Raw genomic sequence first — 21866 nt, forward strand, 5'->3', positions numbered from 1 at the left:
ATGTACAAAGGCGAAGAGAGCGTGATCGAAACCAAGGGTGTGGCCGCTCCGCACGGACACGTGCCCTATATCGATGACGCTCGCGGCGCCGCCGGCGGCAGCGAGGACCTGTCAGACGCCTGGGGACGCGTGCGCCGCCGGCTGCGGGCCGAACTCGGCGAGGACGTGTTCTCGAGCTGGTTCGGCCGGCTGGAGTGCGACGGTCTTGCGGCCGGGACCGCCCGCCTGTCCGTGCCGACCCGCTTCCTCAAAAGCTGGATCGAGTCGCACTACGCCGATCGCGTTCTGGCGGTCTTCAAGGCCGAGCATGCAGCGGTCAGCCGCGTCGCCTTCTTCGTCCGCGGCGCGGTGACGCGCGAAATGCCCGTGGCCGCCCGCCCGAGCGAGCCGGCCACGGCCCCCGCGCGCGCGGCCGCCCCTGTCGTGGCGCGTCCTCGCGTCGCAGACGAGGCGCGCGAGAGCACGAGCGAGAAGGCCGCGGCCCCGGATCTTGCCGACGACAGCGCCGCCAATGCGCTCGACCCGCGCCTCACCTTCTCCACCTTCATCGTCGGCCGCTCGAACGCCCTCGCCCATGCCGCCGCCGACCGCATCGCCCGCCATGACGGCGGCGCGCCGCTCTACAATCCGCTCTATCTCCATGCCGGCGTCGGCCTCGGCAAGACGCATCTCATGCAGGCCATCGCCCATGAGGCGCAGGGCCGCGGCAAGCGCGTCATCTACCTGACGGCCGACCGTTTCATGTACGGTTTCGTGGCCTCGCTGAAGGCCCAGACGGCCCTTGCCTTCAAGGAGCGCCTGCGCGGCATCGACATGCTCGTCATTGACGACGTGCAATTCCTTCAGGGCAAGTCGATCCAGCAGGAATTCGGCCACACCATCAACGCCCTGCTCGATGCCGGGCGGCAGATCGTCGTGGCGGCGGACCGTCCGCCATCGGACCTCGAGGCCCTCGACGAGCGCGTGCGCTCGCGCCTCGCCGGTGGTCTCGTCGTCGAGATGTGCCCGCTCGACGAGGAACTGCGTTCCCGCATCCTGTCGATGCGCATCGCCGCGGTGCAGGCGCTGCATCCCGCCTTCGAGGTGCCCGAGGCCGTCGTCGCCTATGTGGCCCGGGTCATCGCCACCAACGGGCGAGACCTCGACGGCGCGGTCAACCGCCTGCTCGCCCACGCGACGCTGACCGGCTCGCCCCTCACCGTCGAGACCGCCGAGGCGGCCGTGCGCGACCTGGTGCGCACCCGCGACCCCAAGCGCGTCAAGATCGAGGACATCCAGAAGCTCGTTGCCGGCCGTTACAACGTGTCGCGCGCCGACCTCCTCTCCGAGCGCCGTACGGCGGCCGTCGTCAAGCCGCGACAGATCGCCATGTACCTCTCCAAGGTGCTGACCCTGCGTTCGCTGCCCGAGATCGGCCGGCGCTTCGGCGGGCGCGACCACACCACCGTGCTGCATGCCGTGCGCAAGATCGAGAAGGCGGTGGGCGACGACCCGGCGCTGAACGAGGAGGTCGAGCTGCTCAAGCGCATGCTGCAGGAGTGAGCGGCCGCAGCCCGAGCTGCCGCGCCCGCCACTGTTGACACACCCGTTGCCGCCCTTGCACAAGGGCCGACAAGACGGCATTGTGCGTGCCCCGGTGGGCTATCAGCCAGCCGGGCAAGCGAGCCTCATGCGCCTTCGGGCGCCAAAGGGAAACGGGCGGTCATGAAGGTCACGGTCGAGCGGGCGGCGCTCCTCAAGTCGCTCGGGCATGTGCATCGCGTCGTCGAGCGGCGCAACACCATTCCGATCCTGTCGAACGTGCTGCTGCGCGCCGAGAGCGGCATGCTGCATCTCAAGGCGACGGACCTCGATCTCGAAGTCACCGAGGCGCTCGCCGCCGATGTGGAGATGGCGGGCGCGACCACCGTGCCCGCGCACGTGCTCTACGACATCGTGCGCAAGTTGCCCGACGGCTCCCAGGTCTCGCTCGAGACGGGCGGCGACACGAGCCAGATGCTGATCCGCTCGGGCCGTTCGCGCTTCACGCTGCAGGCCCTGCCCGAGAGCGACTTCCCCGACATCGCGGCCGGCGAGATGCCGCACCGCTTTACCCTGCCGGCGGGCGAGCTGAAGCGCCTCATCGACAAGACGCAGTTCGCGATCTCGACCGAGGAGACGCGCTACTACCTCAATGGCATCTATCTCCACACCATCGAGAGCAACGGCATGCCGGTGCTGCGCGCCGTGGCGACCGACGGGCACCGGCTCGCCCGCGTCGAGACCACGGCTCCCGAAGGCTCGGCCGGCATGCCCGGCGTCATCGTGCCGCGCAAGGCCGTGGCCGAGGTGCAGAAGCTGCTAGAGGACGCCGAGGCGCAGGCAAGCGTCGAACTGTCCCCGAGCAAGATCCGCCTGTCGATCGGCTCGGTCGTCCTCACCTCCAAGCTCATCGACGGCACCTTCCCCGATTATCAGCGGGTGATCCCGGCCGGCAACGACAAGCAACTCGTCGTCGAGCGGGCGAGCTTCGCCGCCGCTGTCGACCGTGTCTCGACCATCTCCTCCGAGCGCGGCCGGGCCGTGAAGCTCGCTCTCGCCGACGGCCGGCTGACGCTCTCGGTCACCAACCCCGATTCGGGCAGCGCGACGGAGGAGATCGAGGTCGACTACGAGGCCGATGCGCTCGATATCGGCTTCAACGCCCGCTATCTCCTCGACATCACGGCCCAGCTCGACGGCGACACCGCGCTGTTCAAGCTCGCCGACCCCGGTTCGCCGACGCTGATCCAGGACCGCGAGGGCGCGAGCGCCCTCTACGTCCTGATGCCGATGCGGGTGTAAGCATCCGGACGGGACGGCGCGCACGCCTCGCCGGTCTGCGGCAAGAGGCGCGGCGGCGGTGCCGCGCCGCTGCGTGACGAGGCGATGACCGAGCAACCGCCATCCGCTGCATTGCCGCCGACGGGCGCGGCCGGGCCTTGCCGCGTGACGCGCCTCGGCCTGCGCGACTTCCGCAGCTATCGTGCCCTCGACGTCGACGTCGATGCGCCGCTCGTCGCCCTCGTCGGCGAGAACGGCGCCGGCAAGACCAACGTGCTCGAGGCGCTGTCGCTGTTCACGGCGGGCCGCGGCCTGCGGCGTGCCGACCTCGCCGCCATGGCGGCGCACGACGGGCCCGGCACCTTCTCCGTCTCCGTCACGCTCGACACCCGCTGGGGCGGTGTCCGGCTCGGCACGGGAACGGAGCGCGCGCCGGACGGCGGCCTTGCGCGCCGCTGCCGCATCGACGGCGAGACGGCGGGCTCCCCGGCCGCCTTCGCCGAGTATGTGCGCGTCGTCTGGCTGACGCCGGCGCTCGACGGCCTCTTCACCGGCACGCCCGGCGACCGGCGGCGCTTTCTCGACCGGCTCGTCCTCGCCGTCGACCCCGCCCACGGCACGCGCGTCAATGCCTTCGAGCGCGCCCTGCGCAGCCGCAACCGCGTGCTCGAGGAGCATCCCCGCAACACAGCCTGGCTCGACGCCATCGAGACCGAGCTCGCCGAGCTCGCCGTCGCCGTCGCCGCCGCCCGGCGCGAGACCGTCACCCGTCTCGCCGCCCTCATCCTCGCGGCCCGCGACGACGCCTCGCCCTTTCCCTGGGGCGATCTCGCCATCGCGGGCGCGTTCGAGGACATGGCCGCCGACCGGCCGGCCGTCGAGGTGGAGGATCTTTACCGCGCCCACCTCGCCGAGAGCCGCATGCGCGACCGGGCCGCCGGGCGCACGCTCGCCGGCCCGCAGGCGAGCGACCTCACCGTGCGCCACGGGCCGAAGGACACGCCGGCCGCCGAATGCTCCACCGGCGAGCAGAAGGCCCTCCTCATCGGGCTCGTGCTCGCCCATGCCCGCCTCGTTGCCGCCATGAGCGGCCTAGCCCCGCTCGTGCTCCTCGACGAGATCGCCGCGCATCTCGACCCGCGGCGGCGCGCCGCGCTTTACGGCACGCTTGCCGCACTCGGCAGCCAGGTCTGGATGACCGGCGCCGACCCGGCCCTCTTCGCCGACCTGCCCACGGACGCCGTGCGCTTCGCCGTGACGCCGGGCCGGCTCACACCGGCTGCGCCCGCCGCATGAAACGAGCGCTGGCGCCGATCATGCTCACCGGGCAGGTCTGAGGCCATCGGACTGACCGGTCCATCGTCACGACGGCCCGTCGCCGCGGCAATTCTCGTGCAGGTCGCCTCCATCCTGCTGAAGCTCGGTGAGCTGCAGGAAGCCTTCATCATCCGCCCTAGCCATGTCCCGGCACGGGATTGACCATCTTCAAGACGCACGGCAGCTGATCCCGCAGTGGCGCTGCGCATCGGCGGCGTGCCGCTCTTTGCCGGCTTCATGTGCGGGCGTCCGCAAGCTGCACGTCACCCTCGCCCATCCGCCGCCGGAATGATTACGCCGGCGATGCCGGACTTCGCGGATGCCGGCATTTCTGCTAAGAACGGGGCGGTCGCCGGGGAGAAGCGCTGATCCGCCCGCGACGCATGGAGTTGCTGCTGTTCATGTCCGGTCTCGACCTCACGGGTCTTCTCGTCTTCGCCGGTACGCTCGCCGTGGCGGCCGCCTCACCCGGTCCCGGCATCGCCGCGATCGTCGCGCGTGTGCTCGGCCGCGGCACACAGGGAGCCGCCGCCTTCACGGCCGGCCTCGCCATCGGCGATGTCGTGTGGCTGACCTTCGCCGTGACGGGCCTCGCTGTCCTCGCCCAGACCTTCCATGGCGTCTTCCTCGTGGTGAAATACGCCGGCGCGGCCTATCTGCTCTATCTTGCCTGGAAGCTGTGGAGTGCCCCGGCCGAAGCGCGCGAGATCGAGGCGGACCGCCGGCGTGAGCACCCGGTGAAGCTGTTCTTCGCCGGGCTCGCCGTCACGCTCGGCAACCCCAAGGTCATCGTCTTCTATCTCGCGCTCGTGCCGAACATCGTCGACCTCGCCCGCCTCGATGCCGTGGGCTATGTCGAACTCGTCGTCGTGACGCTGAGTATTCTCGCCGCGGTCTTCTCGGCCTATATCGTCCTTGCCGCCCGCGCGCGCCGCCTCTTCACGAGCGCTCAGGCGGTGCGCCTCGTCAACCGCGCCACCGGGACGGTGATGGCCGGCGCGGCCGTTGCGGTAGCGAGCCGTTGACGGGACGCATCGGAGCCAGGGCAAGGCTGCAAATGAGGCCGCAAAAGCGGCCGCAATACGTGCAATCGCCCGGTTGAGACACTAAATTCAATAGTCGAATCAAGCCTGTCGCACGCTTCGCGTGCGGCTCAGGATCATTGACAGGATTATCGCCCCATGGCCGAACCCGCTCGCGACCTCAACCCCGACTCCTACGGCGCCGATTCCATCAAGGTGCTCAAGGGGCTCGATGCGGTGCGCAAGCGCCCGGGCATGTACATAGGCGACACCGACGACGGCTCGGGCCTGCATCACATGGTCTACGAGGTCGTCGACAACGCCATCGACGAGGCGCTGGCCGGCCACGCCACCGAGGTCACGGTGACGCTCAATGCCGATGGCTCCTGCACGGTGACTGACAACGGCCGCGGCATTCCGACTGACCTGCATGCCGAGGAGGGTATCTCGGCTGCCGAAGTCATCATGACCCAGCTGCACGCCGGTGGTAAGTTCGACCAGAATTCGTACAAGGTCTCCGGCGGCCTGCACGGCGTCGGCGTCTCCGTCGTCAATGCGCTGTCGAGCTGGCTGAAGCTGCGCATCTGGCGCGGCGGCAAGGAACATTTCGTCGAGTTCCACCACGGCGATGCCGTGGCCCCGCTCACGGTCGTCGGCGAGGCGGGCGACAAGCGCGGCACGGAGGTGACCTTCCTGCCGAGCCCTCAGACCTTCTCCATCACCGAATTCGACTATGCGACGCTGGAGCACCGACTGCGCGAGCTCGCCTTTCTGAATTCGGGTGTGCGCATCGTCCTCACCGACAACCGGCATGCCGAGCGCAAGCGCGAGGAGCTGTGCTACGAGGGTGGCGTCGAGGCCTTCGTGCGCTATCTCGATCGCACCAAGAGCCCGCTCATCACCAAGCCGGTGGTGCTGCGCGGCGAGCGCGACGGCATCGGTGTCGAAATCGCCTTGTGGTGGAACGACAGCTACCACGAGACGGTGCTCGCCTTCACCAACAACATTCCGCAGCGTGACGGCGGCACGCATCTGGCGGGCTTCCGGGCCGCGCTGACGCGCCAGATCACGGGCTATGCCGAGGCGAGCGGTCTCACGAAGAAGGAGAAGGTCTCGCTCACCGGCGACGACTGCCGCGAAGGCCTCACCGCCATCATCTCGGTGAAGGTGCCCGATCCGAAGTTCTCCTCCCAGACCAAGGACAAGCTCGTCTCCTCGGAGGTGCGACCTGTGGTCGAGGGGATCATGAACGAGGCCCTGTCGACCTGGCTCGAGGAGAATCCCTCCGACGGCAAGACAGTGGTGAGCAAGGTCGTCGAGGCCGCCGCGGCTCGCGAGGCGGCGCGCAAGGCGCGCGAGCTGACGCGGCGCAAGGGCGCGCTCGACATCGCCTCCCTGCCCGGCAAGCTCGCCGACTGCCAGGAACGCGACCCGGCCAAAGCCGAACTCTTCATCGTGGAGGGCGATTCGGCCGGCGGCTCTGCCAAGCAGGGCCGCGCCCGCGAGTATCAGGCCGTGCTGCCGCTGAGGGGGAAGATCCTCAATGTGGAGCGCGCGCGCTTCGACAAGATGCTGTCGAGCCAGGAGATCGGCACGCTGATCACCGCTCTCGGTACCGGCATCGGCCGCGAGGAATTCGCGCCCGACAAGCTGCGCTACCACAAGATCATCATCATGACAGACGCGGACGTGGACGGCTCCCACATCCGCACGCTGCTGCTCACCTTCTTCTTCCGCCAGATGCCGGAGCTGATCGAGCGCGGGCACCTCTACATCGCGCAGCCGCCGCTCTACAAGGTCACGCGCGGCAAGTCGCAGCAGTACCTGAAGGACGAGCGGGCGCTTGAGGACTATCTCATCGACGGCGGCCTCGAGGGCGCGCTCCTGCGGCTCGGCAACGGCGAGGAACGCGCCGGCGCCGACCTGCGCTCCCTCGTCGAGGAGGCGCGCTTCGTGCGCCAGATGCTGGGCAGCCTGCACACCCGCTACAACCGCACCGTGGTTGAGCAAGCGGCCATCGCCGGGGCGCTGCGCCCGCAGGTGGCGGAGGAGCCGGCCGAAGCTGAAGCGGCGGCCAGCTATATCGCCCGCCGCCTCGACGCCATCGCCGAGGAGACCGAGCGTGGCTGGGAAGGCCGGGCGGAAGCCGGCGGCTTCGTCTTCGCTCGCACGGTGCGCGGCGTGCGCCAGGCGGTGAGTCTCGACGCGGCGCTCCTCGCGTCCTCCGAGGCGCGCAAGCTCGATGAGCGCGCCGCGAGCCTGCAGGACGTCTATGCCAAGCCCGCCACCTTCGTGCGCCGCGGCGACGAGAGGACGATCGACGGGCCCGTCAGCCTCTTCGACGCCGTCATGGCCGCCGGCCGCAAGGGCATACAGTTGCAGCGCTACAAGGGCCTCGGCGAGATGAACCCGGACCAGCTCTGGGAGACGACACTCGACCGCGAGAACCGCTCGCTCCTGCAGGTGAAGATCCGCGAGGTCGACGAGGCCGACGACATCTTCGTCAAGCTGATGGGCGACATCGTCGAGCCGCGGCGCGAGTTCATCCAGGAAAACGCCCTGTCGGTGGCGAACCTCGACGTGTGACGGCGGCGGCAGATTGCCGGCGGCGCACGCCCGCAATCCGGCCCGCCTGCCCGCCGTCAGCGGGCGACTTCGACCAGCGGCCCGACGACGGCCGAGCCGCCGGCCCCAAGCTGGAAGTTCTTGCCGACATAGTCGAACGAGAACAGCTGAAGCTCCTTCCGGATCGGCACGCCCGAGGGCGAGTGCCGCCACACGTTCGGTGCCTCGATCGTGGTGTGGATCGCCGTCACGCCGCGCGGCCCGATGCCGCCGCCGATGGACGAGACCGTGCTCAGGCTGTCGCCCAGTTCCTCCCAGGTGATGGGCAGCGGCGACGTGAGCGGCTCGAAGTCCATGTTGGTTCCGGCCGGCGAGGTCAGGAGCGTCTGCACCGCCTGCTTCACCGGCCCGCCCTTCAGGCTCAGCGACTGGCCGAACCCGGCACTCGGCGCAATATAGGCCCGCTGCTCGCGGGTCGTCCTGTTGCGGAAGACGAAGACGTTGAAGCCGATCACGACACCCGGCAGGATGTTCGACACCGCGCCGCCCGGCGAGGCAACCGCCCAGTCCGAATAACGCTGCCCGCCCGGCAGCGGCGGCAGGGGCCGCGGCCGTGGCTTGATGTCGGGTGGAGGCGGCGGAGGCGGGATGTCGCCGATGAAGATGTGGACCTCCACCGCGCGCATGTCGGCCGAATTGTCGCTTTCGGCGGCGTTGTAGCCTTCCTCGCCGCGCGCTTCCCAGAGGTCGATGGCGCTGAGGGCGCGCTCGTCGAGGCCGCCGATGAACTTGAGGACCGCATTGGTCCGGTCGTTCGACAGGCGCTTGTTGTAGTTGGCGTCCCCGATCTTCGAGGCGAAGCCGATCAGCCACATGTGGAAGCCGGACTGGCTCTTCACATAGGCCATCTTCTCCGACAGCCATTGCTTGTGCTGTCCCTCGAGGGCCGCGCTGCCCGTATCGAAGTCGATCAAACGGCCCTTGATATAGGCGTTCGATCGTACATATGGGCCGACAACCTGTTCCCTGACCGGTGGCGTTTTCCTGGCCATGATGGTCCTCCCGTCCGGAGATGACCGAAAGCGGAAATAGCTTAGCATTGGCCGCGCCGGAGGAAGTGATCTCCCGCACCAGACTGCGGGACCGCCTGTGGCTCCGATGCCACTCCGTCCACGCGACATGCGCGCTCCCGCCGCACCGGACTTGCCCAAAAACTGATCACGCTGTACAAAGAGCGCCCCTAACTCACCCCGCAGGAGGGCGGACATGACAGTTATCCGTCATACGCAGATGCCCTTTGCCATGCTGCGGGCGGGCGCCGGCATTTCGCCGAGCGGGCGCAAGCGCCGTTAGGTCGCGAGCGGCTTAGGCCGCCGACCCCACTTTCCACCTCCTATCCATTTCGGAACCGGGCCGTGGCTCGCGCGCCGTCGCGCGCGCGTTGCCGGCGCCAGTTTCCCTCATAAGGGCCGCCCGCGCCGCGCGGGCGTGATCGAACCGTGACCGCCGAACAGACCCGGCGCACGGGGGCTTTTCGCCCCGTGCTCGCCTTCCTCTGGCGCCGATGGCGATGCCATCCCGCGCTGCTCGCCGCCCTCATCGGCGGCCTCGTCGTCGCCACCGTCGCCGACGTGCTGGTGCCCGTCTTCGCCGGCCAGCTTGTCGACGCCATCGCCCGCAGCGGCGAGACCGGACGCGAGGCGGCGCTCGCAGCCGCGCTCGTCGCGCTCGGCCTGCTTGCGCTCATGGGGCTCCTGGTGCTCGCCGGCCGCATGACGGGCATCCTCGCCATCATCGAGCTGACGCTGAAGGTCATGAGCCGCACCGGCTCGGATGCCTTCGAGCGCGTGCAGCGCTTCTCGTCGGACTGGCACGCCAACAGCTTCGTCGGTTCGACGGTGCGCCGCATCAGCCGCGGCATGTGGGCCATCGACCTTGTCGGCGATACCATCTTCATCGCTCTCCTGCCCTCGGCCATGGTGCTCTTGGGTGCGACGCTGCTGCTCGGCTGGCGCTGGCCCCTCATGGGCCTCCTCGTCGCAGCCGGCGGCGTACTCTATGTCGTGCTGACGGTGCTCCTGTCGCTGCTCTGGGTGGCGCCCGCGGCCCGGCTGTCGAACAGCTGGGACACGAAGCTCGGCGGCGCCATGGCCGATGCCATCGGCGCTAATGCCGTGGTCAAGGCCTTCGGTGCGGAAGCCCGGGAGGACGCACGCCTCGCCGCCCTGATCGACAAGTGGCGTCGCCGCACGCGGCGCACCTGGCTGCGCAGCTCCGGCTCGGAGGCACTGCAGATCGTCACCCTCCTCGCCCTGCGCATCGGCATCGTCGCCGTCGCCCTGTGGCTGTGGTGGCGCGACGAGGCAAGCGCCGGCGACCTCGCCACGGTGCTCACCATGTTCTTCATGGTGCAGGGCTACCTGCGCGACGTTGGCTACCACATCTCCAACCTGCAGCGCGGCGTCAACGAGATGGAGGAACTCGTGGCCATGCACGACACGCCACTCGGCGTGGAGGACCTGGCGGATGCGCGGCCCCTGTCCGTCAAGCGGGGGGAGATCGTGTTCGAGCGTGTCGACTTCCGCTACGGCGGCCACCCGACGCCGCTCTACCGCGACCTCAACCTCACGATAGCGCCCGGCGAGAGCCTCGGCCTCGTCGGCCCGTCCGGCTCGGGCAAGACGACGCTCGTCAAGCTCATCCAGCGCCTGCACGACGTCACCGGCGGCCGCGTGCTGATCGACGGACAGGACGTGCGCCATGCGACGCAGGCATCGCTGCGCGCCCAGATCGCCATCGTGCAGCAGGAGCCGGTGCTGTTCCACCGCTCGCTGGCCGAGAACATCGCCTATGCGAAGCCGGGGGCGACGATGGAGGAGATCCGGCGCGCAGCGGCGCTCGCCAATGCGGACGCCTTCATCAACCGCCTGCCCCGCGGCTATGCGACGCTCGTCGGCGAGCGCGGCGTCAAGCTCTCGGGCGGCGAACGCCAGCGCGTCGCCCTGGCGCGGGCCTTCCTCGCCGATGCGCCGATCCTCATCCTCGACGAGGCGACCTCGGCCCTCGATTCGGAGAGCGAGGCGGCGATCCAGCAGGCCATGGCGCGGCTCCTCAAGGGCCGCACGGCGCTCATCATCGCCCACCGTCTGTCGACGGTGCGTGCGGTCGACCGCATCCTCGTCTTCGACCACGGCGTCGTCGTCGAGGAGGGCAGCCACGAGGAACTCGTGGCCCGGCCCGGCGGCCTCTACCGCCGCCTGTTCGAGCGCCAGGCGCTGGAGCTGACGGACGGCTGGCGGCCATGAGGCCGCCGGCCCGCGGAGCGCGGCTTGATCTCAACCCTGGTCGAGGTTCTATAACGCCGCTCCGCCCTCGAGCCACCCGCCCGACCCGCGATGCGGCCGGGCGTGCAACGAAGCGAAGGAGCCACCATATGCCCCTGGCCATGCTCTTTCTGCCCGCCTGAGGAGGCGGCAAAGGTCTCGCTTTCCCGCTGCGGCGGCCCTCCCCGCCGGCCGCAGCTCCATCGATTTTCGTCTGGACGCCATGTTCCGCTTCTTCGAAACCCTCGTCGATCCGTTCCCCAGGGCCGAGGCCGTCGCGCCGCCGCGCCGGCTGGTGCCGTTCGTGATGCATTATTCGCGCCCGGTGCTGCCCTGGCTGATCGTCATGGCGGTGCTGACGGCGGTGATCTCGATCATCGAGATCAGCTTCGTCGGCTTCATGGGCTCATTGGTCGACTGGCTGGCCAAGGCGGACCGCGCCACCTTCTTCGAGACGCACAGCTGGCCGCTCATCGGCATGGCGCTGCTCGTCGTCGTCGGTTTTCCGCTCGCCGTCCTCGCGCAGTCGCTCGTCACCCACCAGACGATCTTCGGCAATTATCCGATGATCGCGCGCTGGCTGACGCACCGCTATATCCTCGACCAGAGCATGGCCTTCTTTCAGGACGAGTTCGCCGGCCGCGTCTCGCAGAAGGTGATGCAGACGGCGCTCGCCGTGCGTGAGACGGTGATGAAGCTCATGGACGTCGCAGTCTATGTCATCACCTACTTCCTCGGCGCGCTGGTCCTCCTCGCCAGCGCCGACCTGCTCCTGATGCTACCGCTCGTCCTCTGGCTCCTCGCCTATGCCGGGCTCATGATCTTCTTCGTCCCGCGGCTCAGGGCCATTTCCATGCAGCAGGCCGATGCCCGGGCCGAGATGACCGGACGGGTGGTCGACAGCTACACCAACATCCAGACCATCAAGCTCTTCGCCCACACTCGCCGTGAGCTCGACTACGCGCGCGATGCCATGGGCGGCTTCATGGACACCGTCTATCGGCAAATGCGGCTCGTATCGGCAAATGCGGACGACGTGGCTCACGGTCGGCGCTGCACACCACCAACGCCCTGCTGCTCCGCCGGCGGTGTCGATCTACGGTCGGCGCTGTCGATGGGCGCCATCGCCGTCGGCATCGCCATTGTGCTGCGCCTGCGCGGCATGTCGGACTGGTTCCTGTGGGAGGTCGCCGGGCTCTTCGAGCAGATCGGCACGGTGCAGGACGGCATGAACACCATCGCCCGGCCGACCGCCATCAAGGACCGGCCGGACGCGCGCGAGCTCGTCGTGTCCAGAGGCGAGATCCGCTTCGAGCACGTGCGCTTCAACTACGGGCGCGCGTCCGGCGTCATCGACGATCTGTCGCTCGTCGTGAGGCCCGGTGAGAAGGTCGGCCTCGTCCGGCCGCTCGGGCGCCGGCAAGTCGACGCTCGTCAACCTGCTGCTGCGCTTTTACGATGCCGAAAGCGGGCGCATCCTCATCGACGGGCAGGATATCGCCGGCGTCACCCAGGCGTCGCTGCGCCGGCAGATCGGCATGGTGACGCAGGACACCTCGCTCCTGCACCGCTCCATCCGCGACAACATCGCCTACGGCCGGCCGGAAGCGAGCGAGGAGGAGATCCGGGCGGCCGCCCGGATGGCCCATGCCGACACGTTCATCGACGACCTCACCGATCCGGCGGGCCGCCACGGCTACGACGCCCATGTGGGCGAACGCGGCGTCAAGCTGTCCGGCGGCCAGCGCCAACGCATCGCCATCGCCCGCGCGCTCCTGAAGGACGCGCCGATCCTCGTGCTGGACGAGGCGACCTCCGCCCTCGATTCGGAGATCGAGGCGGCCATCCAGGAGCAGCTCTATGCCCTGATGGAGGGCAAGACGGTGATCGCCATCGCCCATCGCCTGTCGACCATCGCCGTGCTCGACCGGCTCGTCGTCATGGACGGCGGCCGCATCGTCGAGACCGGCACGCACGAGGGAACTCCTGGCCCGCGGCGGCCTCTACGCCGCACTGTGGCATCGCCAGTCCGGCGGCTTCCTCGCATCGAGACGGACAAGGCGAGCGAGACGGCACCGGCCTGAGGCGTTACTGGCCCGCTGCGTCACCGGGGCGCGAACAGCTCCGGCCGCCGCAGGCGCAGCGTCTGCACGAGGGCGAAGGTCTTGAGGTCGGTCAGTCTGCCCCCGTCGGCCATAACGGCGAGCGTGGCGAGCGGCAGCTCGTGGACGGTGATGCGCTCGCCGTCCTCGTCGAGCCCGCCACCGTCCTCGACCCGGTCGGCCTCACGGTATTCGGCGAGGAAGAGCGGAGCAGCGCTCGGTGGAGAGGCCCGGCATCGTCCAGGCGCGCACCACGTTGACGAGGCGATCGAGCCGCACGCCCGTCTCCTCCAGCACCTCGCGCCGGGCGCAGGCGGCGGATTCCTCTCCCTCCTCGAGCCCGGCCGGCACCTCGAGCACCCTGTCGCCGCCCTCGCGCAGGATGGGCGCACGGCACTGGCTGGTGAGCAGCGCCACGCCGCGCTCGGGGTCGAAGGCGAGCACTGCCACGGCCGTGCCATGATTCTCCACCTCGCGGTGGATGACGAAACCGTCCTCGAAACGGATCGTGGCGACCTCCACCGTCGTCCAGCCGTCATAGACGATGTGCGTTTCCTCGATACGAGCCGTCATGTCGCCTTCCTTGCGCCATCCTGCGACCGCCGCCCGGCCACGACGATCATCGTTCACCACGACTTTGACGCGAACGCGACAGGAATCGCGTCTCATTACGACATGTTGCGCCTGCCTCCCACCAGCTTCGGCCCTTTGGCAGGCGCTGCCGGTCTTGGCGCGCCTTGCCTCAGGCAGCTAATGATGGGCCGCGCGCTCGCGGGTGCGAATCGCACGGAACCGGTCGCCGGATGGCCGGGAGCCGAAACGAGGAGTGGGATGAAGGTCGGGATCGACATGGGGGTGACGCAGGCGGGCACATCCGCCCTGCTCGATCTTGAGGAACTGCTCGCGACGCGCCTGCTCGTGCAGGGCAATTCCGGCTCCGGCAAGTCGCACCTGCTGCGCCGCCTGCTGGAGCAGAGCACTCAGTGGGTGCAGCAGGCCGTGATCGACCCCGAGGGCGACTTCGTCACCCTGGCCGACCGCTTCGGCCATGTGGTCGTCGATGCAAGCCGCAGCGAGAACGACCTGACCCGCATCGCCGCACGTGTGCGCCAGCACCGCGTCTCCGTCGTCCTCAACCTCGAGGGCCTCGACTCCGAGATGCAGATGCGCTGCGCCGCCGCCTTCCTCGGCGGCCTCTTCGACGCCGAGCGCGACTATTGGTATCCGATGCTCGTCATCGTCGACGAGGCGCAGCTCTTCGCCCCGGCGGCGGCCGGCGAGGTGTCGGACGAGGCGCGCAAGGTCTCGCTCGGCGCCATGACCAACCTGATGTGCCGCGGCAGGAAGCGCGGTCTCGCCGGCGTCATCGCCACCCAGCGCCTCGCCAAGCTCGCCAAGAACGTGGCGGCGGAAGCCTCGAACTTCCTCATGGGGCGCACTTTCCTCGACATCGACATGGCGCGCGCCGCCGACCTCCTCGGCATGGAGCGCCGCCAGGCCGAGATGTTCCGCGACCTCGACCGGGGCCGCTTCGTCGCCCTCGGCCCGGCCCTGTCGCGCCGGCCGCTGCCGGTGACCATCGGCGCCGTCGAGACGAGCGCCCGCAGCGGCAGCCCGCGGCTCCTGCCCCTGCCCGAGCAGCCGCCCGAGGATGCGCACGAGTTGATCTTCACGCCCGCAGAGCCCGAGCCCTTGCGCCCGCCGCCGCGCCGGCCCGTCGCACCGCCGCCGCCCTCGACCAACGACATCCTCGCCCAGCTCGTGCGTGCAAGGCCCGAGCCGCCGGCGCCGAGCGAGCCAGCGGAGCCGCCGATGCCGCCCGCCGAACGCGACGCGCTGATCGACGCCGTGCTCGCGGAAGTGCTCGCCGACCCCGATTCGGCCTTCCGCTCCATCGCCGTGCTCTACCAGGACTTCCTCGTGCGCTGCCGCATCCACCGGGTGCCGGGCGCACCGCCGGACCTGCCGGCCTTCCGCCGCCGCCTCGCCATGGCGCGCGCCGGCATCGATGCGCAGAGCGCCGCCGAGGAAGGTCCCTGGCATGCGGCGGTCTCGCTGGCGGCGACCTTGCCGGAGGACATGCACGGCGTCTTCCTGATGCTCGCCCGCGCCGCCCACGACGGCGCCCGCTGCCCTTCGGATGCCGCGGTTGCCCGCGCCTACGGCACGCATTCGGCCGGGCGAGCAAGGCGCCTCATCGCCTATATGGAAGAGCGCGGCGTCATCGTCTGCCGCAACGACTTCCGCAACAACCGCGTCATGGCCTTTCCCGATCTCGGCTGGGAGACGGCGCCGGGCGACCCGAACGGGCCCGATGCCGCATTCGGCAGCGAGACGGGCGTGGAGTCCGGCCCTGAAGAAACCTCCACCGCCGGCGCCGCATAGTTAACGGAAAGTCAACGGGATCGGGCGCACCCTGGCCATCATTGCTGCTATGCTGGCCGTGGCCGGCGGTCGCCGCTGTCCGGCGGACAGCGAGCGACGAGACACCGGAATGATGCCGTGACGAAGACCGAGCGCCCCCGCCTCAGCCTCGCCGCCCTCCTCTCGGATGGGCGCCTCGCCATCATGCTGGCCCTCGGCTTCAGCGCCGGCCTGCCCTTCCTCCTCGTCTTCAGCACCCTGTCGGCCTGGCTGCGCGAGGCCGGCATCTCGCGCACCGATATCGGGCTCCTGAGCTACGTCGCTCTTGCCTACAGCTTCAAGTTCGTCTGGGCGCCGGTGATCGATCGTCTCGACGTGCCGGTGCTGTCGGGCCTCGTCGGCCGGCGCCGCGCCTGGATGCTGACGGCGCAGGGCGGCATTGCGCTCGGCCTCGTCGGCATCGCCCTGAGCGATCCAGGAACGAGCCTCGGCGTCACGGTGGTCTGCGCGCTCGTCGTCGCCTTCTTCTCGGCGACGCAGGATGTCGTCATCGACGGCTGGCGCATCGACGCCGCCCCCACCGAGCGGCAGGGCATGATGTCGGCCGCCTACCAGCTCGGCTATCGCCTCGCTCTCATCTGCGCCGGCGCGGGCGCGCTCTACATCGCCGATTTCGTCGACTGGCGCAGCGCCTATCTCGCCATGGCCGCCGTCATGGCGGTCGGCGTCGGCGCGAGCCTGCTCGCCCCCAATCTCGACATCGGCCGCGAGCGCGCCGCGCCGCGGGGCACCTCCTTGCTGGCACGCGCCCAGGAAATGGTGGTCGAGCCCTTCGCCGACCTCGCCCGCCGCAAGGGCCCCTTGATCGTCGCCATCCTCGCCCTCGTCGCGCTCTTCCGCCTGCCGGATTTCGTCGCCGGCGTGATGGCCAATCCCCTCTACATCGACCTCAGCTTCTCCAAGTCCGAGATCGCCAGCGTCTCCAAGCTCTACGGCGTGTGGATCGGCATTCTCGGCGCCTTTGCCGGCGGCATCGCGGCGACGCGCCTCGGCCTGTGGACCACCCTGCTCATCGGCGCCGTCAGCGCCGCCGCCTCGAACCTGATGTTCGCCTGGCTGGCGCTCGAGGGGCACAACCTCAATCTCCTGATGCTCAGCATCAGCCTCGACAACTTCGCCGGCGGCTTCGCCGGAACGGCGCTGATCGCCTACATGTCGAGCCTGACCTCGCCCGCTTTCGCGGCGACTCAATACGCACTCCTCAGCTCGCTCTACGCCCTGCCCGGCAAGGTCGTCGGCGGCCTCTCCGGCTACATGGTGGACAGCTTCGGCTATCCGACCTTCTTCATCCTCACCGCCGCCATCGGCATCCCGACGACGCTCCTGTGCATCGCCCTCAGGGGCAGCATGGCGGAGGAGAAGGAGGATGAGGAGGCGACCGCCGTGCCGGCCGGTGCCCCAGCCCCCACGCCCGCGGCGCGTGGCTGAGGCCCGTCAGCCGAGAAGGGCGAGCCCGGCGACCGAGATGGCGAGGATGATGAGCGTCACGCCGGTGGCGATGACGACATGTCGCCAGCCAAGACTTGCCAGCGCCCGCGGCGACGTGCCGAGGCCGAGCGCGGCGATGGCGAGCAGCAGCCCGGTGCGCGAGGCCTCGTTGAGCACTCCCGTGACCGGGCCGGGCAGCAGGGCGTAGCTGTTGACGAGGACGAGTGCCAGGAAGACGATCGCGAAGACCGGCACGGGCACGCGCGCCCGCGCCGTGCTGCCGCCCTGGCTCGCGAAATAGAAGGCGACGGCGAGGACGACCGGCAGCAGCAGGAAAACGCGGAAGAGCTTGACCACCACCGCCGTATTGCCCGCCACCTCCGACACCGCGTAGCCCGCGCCGGCAACCTGGGCGACATCGTGGATCGCCGCCCCGAGGAGGGCGCCGGTCATGCGCTCGTCGAAGCCAACGAAGGCCGCGAGCGGCGGGTAGAGCAGCATGGCGAGCGTCGCCAGGGCGTTCACCGCCACGACGACGAAGGCAACGTCGGCTTCCCTTTCCTTGTAGTCCGGCAGCACGCTGACCGTGGCAAGGGCCGCCGAGGCGCCGCAGACGGCTGTGGCACTGCCGACGAGCGCGCCATACGCATCGCTACGGCCGAAAAGGCGCGCCAGCCACACGCCCGAGACGAGCGTCGCCGCCATGCCGGCGACGACCACGACCATGACCTGCCAGCCAAGGCCGAGGACGTCACCGACGGCGATTTTCAGTCCGAGCAGCGCGACGGCCCAGCGCAGCACCTTCTTGACGCAGAAGGTGAGCCCCGGCCTGAAGACCAGCCGCTGTGCCACCGGATTGAGCAGGATGCCGATGAGGAGCGCCAGCACCATCGCCGGCAGGCCAGCGGTGGCACCGAAGAGGGCAGCGGCAAGGCGCGCCGCGGTGGGCTCGAGCAGCGTCGCGACGACGCCGACCGCCGCCGCGAGCAGGACCCCTGGCATGACATCGCCAAGGCCGCCCATGCGCCCGTTCAGGCGCCCGCGCGCCGCGGGCGACGAAGCTTCGGCGGTCGATCCGGGGGTGGAGGCGGTCATGGGCGAGGCACCGGCTGCAATCCGCCCCTCTCTATCCCCGCTCGCCGCAACCGGGAATGGCGGAAGGCGGGCAACGCCCATGCGCCAGCCGCGTACCATGCGCCAGCCGCGTAGCGCGCTCAGCGCACCGGCCGGCGGAATAGCGGCTCCGGCAGGCCGGGCACCGGCGCGCGCATGGAGAAGATGCCGCCGGACTGCGGCAGGCGCGCAAGTTCCTCCTCCGGCCGCCCGTCCCGCGCCGAGGTGACGAAGATCGTCTGCAGGTCCGCCCCGCCGAAGGCGATCATGGTCGGGCACCGGGCGGGCACCGGATATTCGGCGAGGAGCTCGCCCTGCGGCGAATAGCGCTGGATGCGGCCGCCCTCGAAGAGGGCCGTCCAGTAGCATCCCTCAATGTCCACCGCCGCACCGTCGGGCCGACCCCGGTCGGCTTCCGTCGGCGTCAGGCGCACCCATTCCTCGCGGTCGGCGAATTCTCCGGTCTCGATGTCGTAGCGCTGGCGATAGACAGTGAAGGCCGGCGTATCGGAATGATAGAGCCAGGTGCCGTCCGGGCTGAAGGCGAGGCCATTGGACGTGAGCAGACCGCCGATGAGAGGTGCCAGGCCGCCCTCGTCGAAGCGGTAGAGATGCGCCTTGCCGCCGGCCTTGGGCTCGTCGATGGTACCGACGAGGAAACGCCCCGCCGGGTCCGTGCGCCCGTCGTTGAAGCGGCTCACGGCATGGTCCTCGGGATTGGCAGCGAGGCGCTCGCGCACCGTGCCGTCCGCCTCGACGAAGAAGAGACCCGTGCGCAGCGCCGCGATGAAGCCGCCGCCCTCGACGAGCACCACCGAGCCGATGTCCTCTGGCATCGCCATGGCCTCGTCCACGCCCGTCGCGGGGTCGAAGCGATGCAGGGCCCGGCCTTTGATGTCCACCCAGTAAAGGGCCTGCTCCGCCACAGACCAGACCGGGCTTTCGCCGAGGCGGGCGCGTGCGTCGAGCACGCAGGTGAAGGGTGACCCCTCGCTCATGTGGCTTCGCTCCGTGTTGTTGATCTTCTCAATAGGGCAGTCGCCGCCCCCGCGCACCGTTTTTCGTCGCGCTTTCCACTTTGCGCATACCAGCGGCGCATTCAGCGCCGAGCGAAGCCGCCTGCTGCAGAATGGCGCCCGAAAATAATAAATGCTCCGTAATTCATCGCGCCTCTGCCCTCTTTGGAATTATTTCAATTTAGATTTTTCGATTTTTACTTGCCAACTACCGTGTATCTATTGCAGCAAAGCACATATGCCTGCCTGCCGCAGGGCGACCGCGGCAGGTGAAAACAGACCGACAGCGAACGAGGCCGGACATGATTGCAACTCAGCCGCCTGCCGGGCGCGAGGCACGGCGATGGATCGCCTTGCACATCGCTGGCACCGCGATACGCCGCCTCGCGATCGTTCTTGTTTTCGGCGCGCTCTCGATCGTCGCCGTCGAGGCGCAGCAGGACACGGCGCAGCCCGGCGCTGCTGCCCCCGCGCAACAGGAAACCGCGCCGCAGGCCGCGCCGGCAGCGGATCAGCCTGTCGCGACCGAAGGAACGGAGCCTGCGACAGCAATGCCCGCGCCCCCGGGGGGACAGCCCTGCTGCCGCACGACCTGTCGCCCTGGGGCATGTTCATGGCGGCCGACTGGGTCGTCAAAGCGGTCATGATCGGCCTTGCCTTCGCCTCTGTCGTCACCTGGACCGTGTGGCTCGCCAAGACGCTCGAACTCGCGGCCGCGCGGCGCGCCGCCCGGCGGGTCAATGCCGCACTCGCCCGGGCCGCGACGCTGGACGACGCCCTCAAGGCGATCTTCGACCGCGACCGCGTTGCAGCGCGCAGCCCGGCGGCGAACCTGCCGCGAGCGGCGCAGGGCGAGGTGGAGCGCTCCGGCGCCATGCCGGCCGACGGCATCAAGGAGCGTGTCGCCATCTCCATCGCCCGCATCGAGGCGAATGCCGCCCGGCGCATGACGCGCGGCACCGGCCTCCTCGCCACCATCGGCGCCACGGCTCCCTTCGTCGGCCTCTTCGGCACCGTCTGGGGCATCATGAACTCCTTCATCGGCATCTCACAGGCGCAGACGACCAACCTCGCCGTGGTGGCGCCGGGCATTGCCGAGGCGCTCCTCGCCACGGCCATCGGCCTCGTCGCGGCCATCCCCGCGGTCATCATCTACAATGCCTTTACGCGCTCCATCGGCGGCTACAAGGCACTCCTCGCCGATGCCGGCAGCGAGGTGATGCGCCTCCTCTCGCGCGATCTCGACCGTCGCGACCTTGCCGCCCAGGGACGGCGCACGAACCTGCGCGCCATCTCCGGCCTGCCTGCCGCGGCGGAATGAACAGGCATCACCATGGCCGTCCAGCTCGACCACCGGGATGACGATCTCGCCGAGACGCACGAGATCAACGTCACGCCGTTCATCGACGTCATCCTCGTCCTGCTCATCATCTTCATGGTGGCGGCGCCGCTCGCCACCGTCGACGTGCCGGTGGACCTGCCGGTGTCGAACGCCGCCCAGCAGCCGCGCCCCGACCGGCCGCTCTATCTCACCATCAAAGCGGACCTCGGCCTCACCCTCGGCGAGGAGACGGTGACGCGCGAGCGCCTCGCCGCCGCGCTCGATAGGGCGACGGACCGCAACCGCGAGGAGCGCATCTTCCTGCGCGCCGACCAGGCCGTGGCCTACGGCGACGTCATGCAGGTGATGAACGCGCTGCGCGCCGCCGGCTATTTCAAGGTGGCGCTCGTCGGGTTGGAGCAGGCGGCAGCCGCCGCGGCGCCCACGGCGAGCCCCTGACGGATGCATCACCCCGGCTTCACCGCTGCGGAACATCCGGGCCGGCAGGCGTTGCGCTGGACGCTCGCCGGCACGGTTGTGCTGGCCGTACACGGCCTCGTCGCCATCGGCCTGCTGCGCTCGGCCATGCCGTTCCAGGATCCCGGCGAGCCGCCGGCGGCGGTCATGGTCGACCTCGCGCCGCTCGCTGCCGCCCCGCCGAGCGAGGCGAGCGACGAGGACACGACACCGGGAGAGGACGCCGACACGCAGCCGACGGAGGCCGAGGAGGAGCAGCCCAAGCCGCCCGATCCCGTTCCGGAAGAGCCCCGGCCGGAAGAGCCGGCCGAGCAGCCGCCGCCGGAGCCCCTGCCTGATCCCGTCGTCGATCTGCCGGAGCCGGCGCCGACGCCCGATTTTGCCGAACTCGTGACGCCCGCGCAGGTGGCGGCGCTCGACATGCTGCCGCCGCCGCCCGACGTGCCGACGCCGGAGGTGATGCTGCCGGCCCCGACGCCGCCGCAACGCCCGCCGGAGCTGACGCCACCCGAGAAGCCGAAGACCGCGGCCGTCCAGCCCAGGATGGAGCGCCGCCCTCCGCCGCCACAACAGCGGCGCACGCGCGGCAGCCTCGCACCACAGGAGAACGAGGCTGCCGCGCCGGCGGCGCCGCGCGAGGGCTCGGCCCCCGTGTCGGGTCAGACGAAGATGGAATGGGCCGGCAAGGTCGTGGCACACCTGCGCCGTCACATCCGCTATCCCGACCGCGCCCGCGCCGGCACCGTGACAGGCTCCGCACAGCTGTTGCTGCGGCTCGATGCGGCGGGCAACGTGCTCGCTGTGCGCATCGCGGCGAGCAGCGGCTCGCCCATCCTCGACGCCGCCATCATCGACGGCGCCAGGCAAGCGAGCCCCGTGCCCTCCCCCCCACCAGCCGTGATGCAGCAGGCGACGCTCAACGTTCGCGTGCCGGTCAACTTCACCCTGCGCTGACC

General features: G+C 69.7%; 14 protein-coding genes and 3 pseudogenes. 13 read left to right on the forward strand and 4 right to left on the reverse strand.

Features of this window, described 5'->3' with window-relative positions:
* The 6 genes from dnaA to gyrB all read left to right on the forward strand — a co-directional run bounded on the left by dnaA (nt 1) and on the right by gyrB (nt 7727).
* Nucleotides 1–1542, forward strand: a complete 1542-nt coding sequence (gene dnaA / locus BOQ54_RS00005; RefSeq protein WP_245282655.1) for a chromosomal replication initiator protein DnaA — start codon at nt 1–3, stop codon at nt 1540–1542.
* Between the two features lie 162 nt (nt 1543–1704).
* Nucleotides 1705–2823: a DNA polymerase III subunit beta gene (dnaN, locus tag BOQ54_RS00010; RefSeq protein WP_071922999.1), complete on the forward strand. Its 1119-nt coding sequence runs from the start codon at nt 1705–1707 to the stop codon at nt 2821–2823.
* 84 nt (nt 2824–2907) lie between these two features.
* A complete protein-coding gene (recF, locus tag BOQ54_RS00015) occupies nt 2908–4098 on the forward strand; it encodes a DNA replication/repair protein RecF (RefSeq protein WP_071923000.1) in 1191 nt (396 codons plus the stop codon).
* Nucleotides 4099–4314: 216 nt separating this feature from the next.
* A complete protein-coding gene (locus tag BOQ54_RS19605; RefSeq protein WP_145979691.1) occupies nt 4315–4488 on the forward strand; it encodes a DUF817 domain-containing protein in 174 nt (57 codons plus the stop codon).
* A gap of 32 nt (nt 4489–4520) precedes the next feature.
* On the forward strand, nt 4521–5144 hold the full coding sequence (locus BOQ54_RS00020; RefSeq protein ID WP_071924340.1) for a LysE family translocator: 624 nt from the start codon (nt 4521–4523) through the stop codon (nt 5142–5144).
* Between the two features lie 156 nt (nt 5145–5300).
* The gene (gene gyrB, locus BOQ54_RS00025; protein ID WP_055460775.1) at nt 5301–7727 is read left to right on the forward strand and encodes a DNA topoisomerase (ATP-hydrolyzing) subunit B; all 2427 of its coding nucleotides are present in this window, start codon (nt 5301–5303) and stop codon (nt 7725–7727) included.
* Between the two features lie 56 nt (nt 7728–7783).
* Here the strand turns inward: gyrB and BOQ54_RS00030 are convergent, their stop codons facing one another.
* A complete protein-coding gene (locus tag BOQ54_RS00030) occupies nt 7784–8758 on the reverse strand; it encodes an OmpA family protein (RefSeq protein WP_071923001.1) in 975 nt (324 codons plus the stop codon).
* Nucleotides 8759–9205: 447 nt separating this feature from the next.
* On the opposite strand from BOQ54_RS00030, the gene BOQ54_RS00035 reads away from it, so the two are divergent.
* Both BOQ54_RS00035 and BOQ54_RS19375 read left to right on the forward strand, forming a co-directional pair.
* A complete protein-coding gene (locus BOQ54_RS00035) occupies nt 9206–11011 on the forward strand; it encodes an ABC transporter ATP-binding protein (RefSeq protein WP_071923002.1) in 1806 nt (601 codons plus the stop codon).
* A 241-nt stretch (nt 11012–11252) separates the two neighbouring features.
* Nucleotides 11253–13072: pseudogene (locus tag BOQ54_RS19375) on the forward strand (ABC transporter ATP-binding protein); the annotation flags it as partial.
* Between the two features lie 61 nt (nt 13073–13133).
* Here the strand turns inward: BOQ54_RS19375 and BOQ54_RS00055 are convergent.
* A pseudogene (locus BOQ54_RS00055) lies at nt 13134–13704 on the reverse strand (NUDIX domain-containing protein).
* A gap of 258 nt (nt 13705–13962) precedes the next feature.
* Here BOQ54_RS00055 and BOQ54_RS00060 point away from each other — a divergent pair.
* Nucleotides 13963–15516, forward strand: coding sequence for a helicase HerA domain-containing protein (locus tag BOQ54_RS00060; RefSeq protein WP_071924341.1), 1554 nt, complete (start codon nt 13963–13965; stop codon nt 15514–15516).
* A gap of 117 nt (nt 15517–15633) precedes the next feature.
* Nucleotides 15634–16983, forward strand: coding sequence for an AmpG family muropeptide MFS transporter (locus BOQ54_RS00065; protein WP_063189667.1), 1350 nt, complete (start codon nt 15634–15636; stop codon nt 16981–16983).
* A 6-nt stretch (nt 16984–16989) separates the two neighbouring features.
* Here BOQ54_RS00065 and BOQ54_RS00070 read toward each other — a convergent pair whose 3' ends face one another.
* Together BOQ54_RS00070 and BOQ54_RS00075 are read right to left on the reverse strand one after the other, a co-directional pair.
* The gene (locus BOQ54_RS00070; protein ID WP_245316254.1) at nt 16990–18078 is read right to left on the reverse strand and encodes a YeiH family protein; all 1089 of its coding nucleotides are present in this window, start codon (nt 18076–18078) and stop codon (nt 16990–16992) included.
* 119 nt (nt 18079–18197) lie between these two features.
* Complete coding sequence (locus BOQ54_RS00075) at nt 18198–19094, reverse strand: SMP-30/gluconolactonase/LRE family protein (RefSeq protein ID WP_055460782.1); 897 nt, start codon at nt 19092–19094, stop codon at nt 18198–18200.
* 434 nt (nt 19095–19528) lie between these two features.
* Here BOQ54_RS00075 and exbB point away from each other — a divergent pair.
* From exbB to BOQ54_RS00090, 3 genes and pseudogenes are all read left to right on the forward strand, one after another.
* Nucleotides 19529–20433: pseudogene (exbB, locus tag BOQ54_RS00080) on the forward strand (tonB-system energizer ExbB).
* A 12-nt stretch (nt 20434–20445) separates the two neighbouring features.
* Nucleotides 20446–20892 carry a TonB system transport protein ExbD gene (gene exbD, locus BOQ54_RS00085; RefSeq protein ID WP_071923006.1) on the forward strand — a complete coding sequence of 149 codons (447 nt, stop codon included), beginning with the start codon at nt 20446–20448 and terminating at the stop codon, nt 20890–20892.
* 3 nt (nt 20893–20895) lie between these two features.
* On the forward strand, nt 20896–21864 hold the full coding sequence (locus tag BOQ54_RS00090; RefSeq protein ID WP_071923007.1) for a TonB family protein: 969 nt from the start codon (nt 20896–20898) through the stop codon (nt 21862–21864).
* The last annotated feature ends 2 nt before the right edge of the window (nt 21865–21866 follow it).

The sequence above is a fragment of the Chelatococcus daeguensis genome (assembly GCF_001887265.1).
GTDB lineage: Bacteria > Pseudomonadota > Alphaproteobacteria > Rhizobiales > Beijerinckiaceae > Chelatococcus_A > Chelatococcus_A sambhunathii.

Bases quoted from the DNA above. Each gene is read 5' to 3' on its own strand.
- BOQ54_RS00090 (WP_071923007.1), top strand. From the start codon at position 20,896: ATGCATCACCCCGGCTTCACCGCTGCGGAACATCCGGGCCGGCAGGCG.
- dnaN (WP_071922999.1), top strand. From the start codon at position 1,705: ATGAAGGTCACGGTCGAGCGGGCGGCGCTCCTCAAGTCGCTCGGGCAT.
- gyrB (WP_055460775.1), top strand. From the start codon at position 5,301: ATGGCCGAACCCGCTCGCGACCTCAACCCCGACTCCTACGGCGCCGAT.
- dnaA (WP_245282655.1), top strand. From the start codon at position 1: ATGTACAAAGGCGAAGAGAGCGTGATCGAAACCAAGGGTGTGGCCGCT.
- BOQ54_RS00075 (WP_055460782.1), bottom strand. From the start codon at position 19,094: ATGAGCGAGGGGTCACCCTTCACCTGCGTGCTCGACGCACGCGCCCGC.
- BOQ54_RS00020 (WP_071924340.1), top strand. From the start codon at position 4,521: ATGTCCGGTCTCGACCTCACGGGTCTTCTCGTCTTCGCCGGTACGCTC.
- recF (WP_071923000.1), top strand. From the start codon at position 2,908: ATGACCGAGCAACCGCCATCCGCTGCATTGCCGCCGACGGGCGCGGCC.
- BOQ54_RS00060 (WP_071924341.1), top strand. From the start codon at position 13,963: ATGAAGGTCGGGATCGACATGGGGGTGACGCAGGCGGGCACATCCGCC.
- BOQ54_RS00030 (WP_071923001.1), bottom strand. From the start codon at position 8,758: ATGGCCAGGAAAACGCCACCGGTCAGGGAACAGGTTGTCGGCCCATAT.
- BOQ54_RS00070 (WP_245316254.1), bottom strand. From the start codon at position 18,078: ATGACCGCCTCCACCCCCGGATCGACCGCCGAAGCTTCGTCGCCCGCG.
- exbD (WP_071923006.1), top strand. From the start codon at position 20,446: ATGGCCGTCCAGCTCGACCACCGGGATGACGATCTCGCCGAGACGCAC.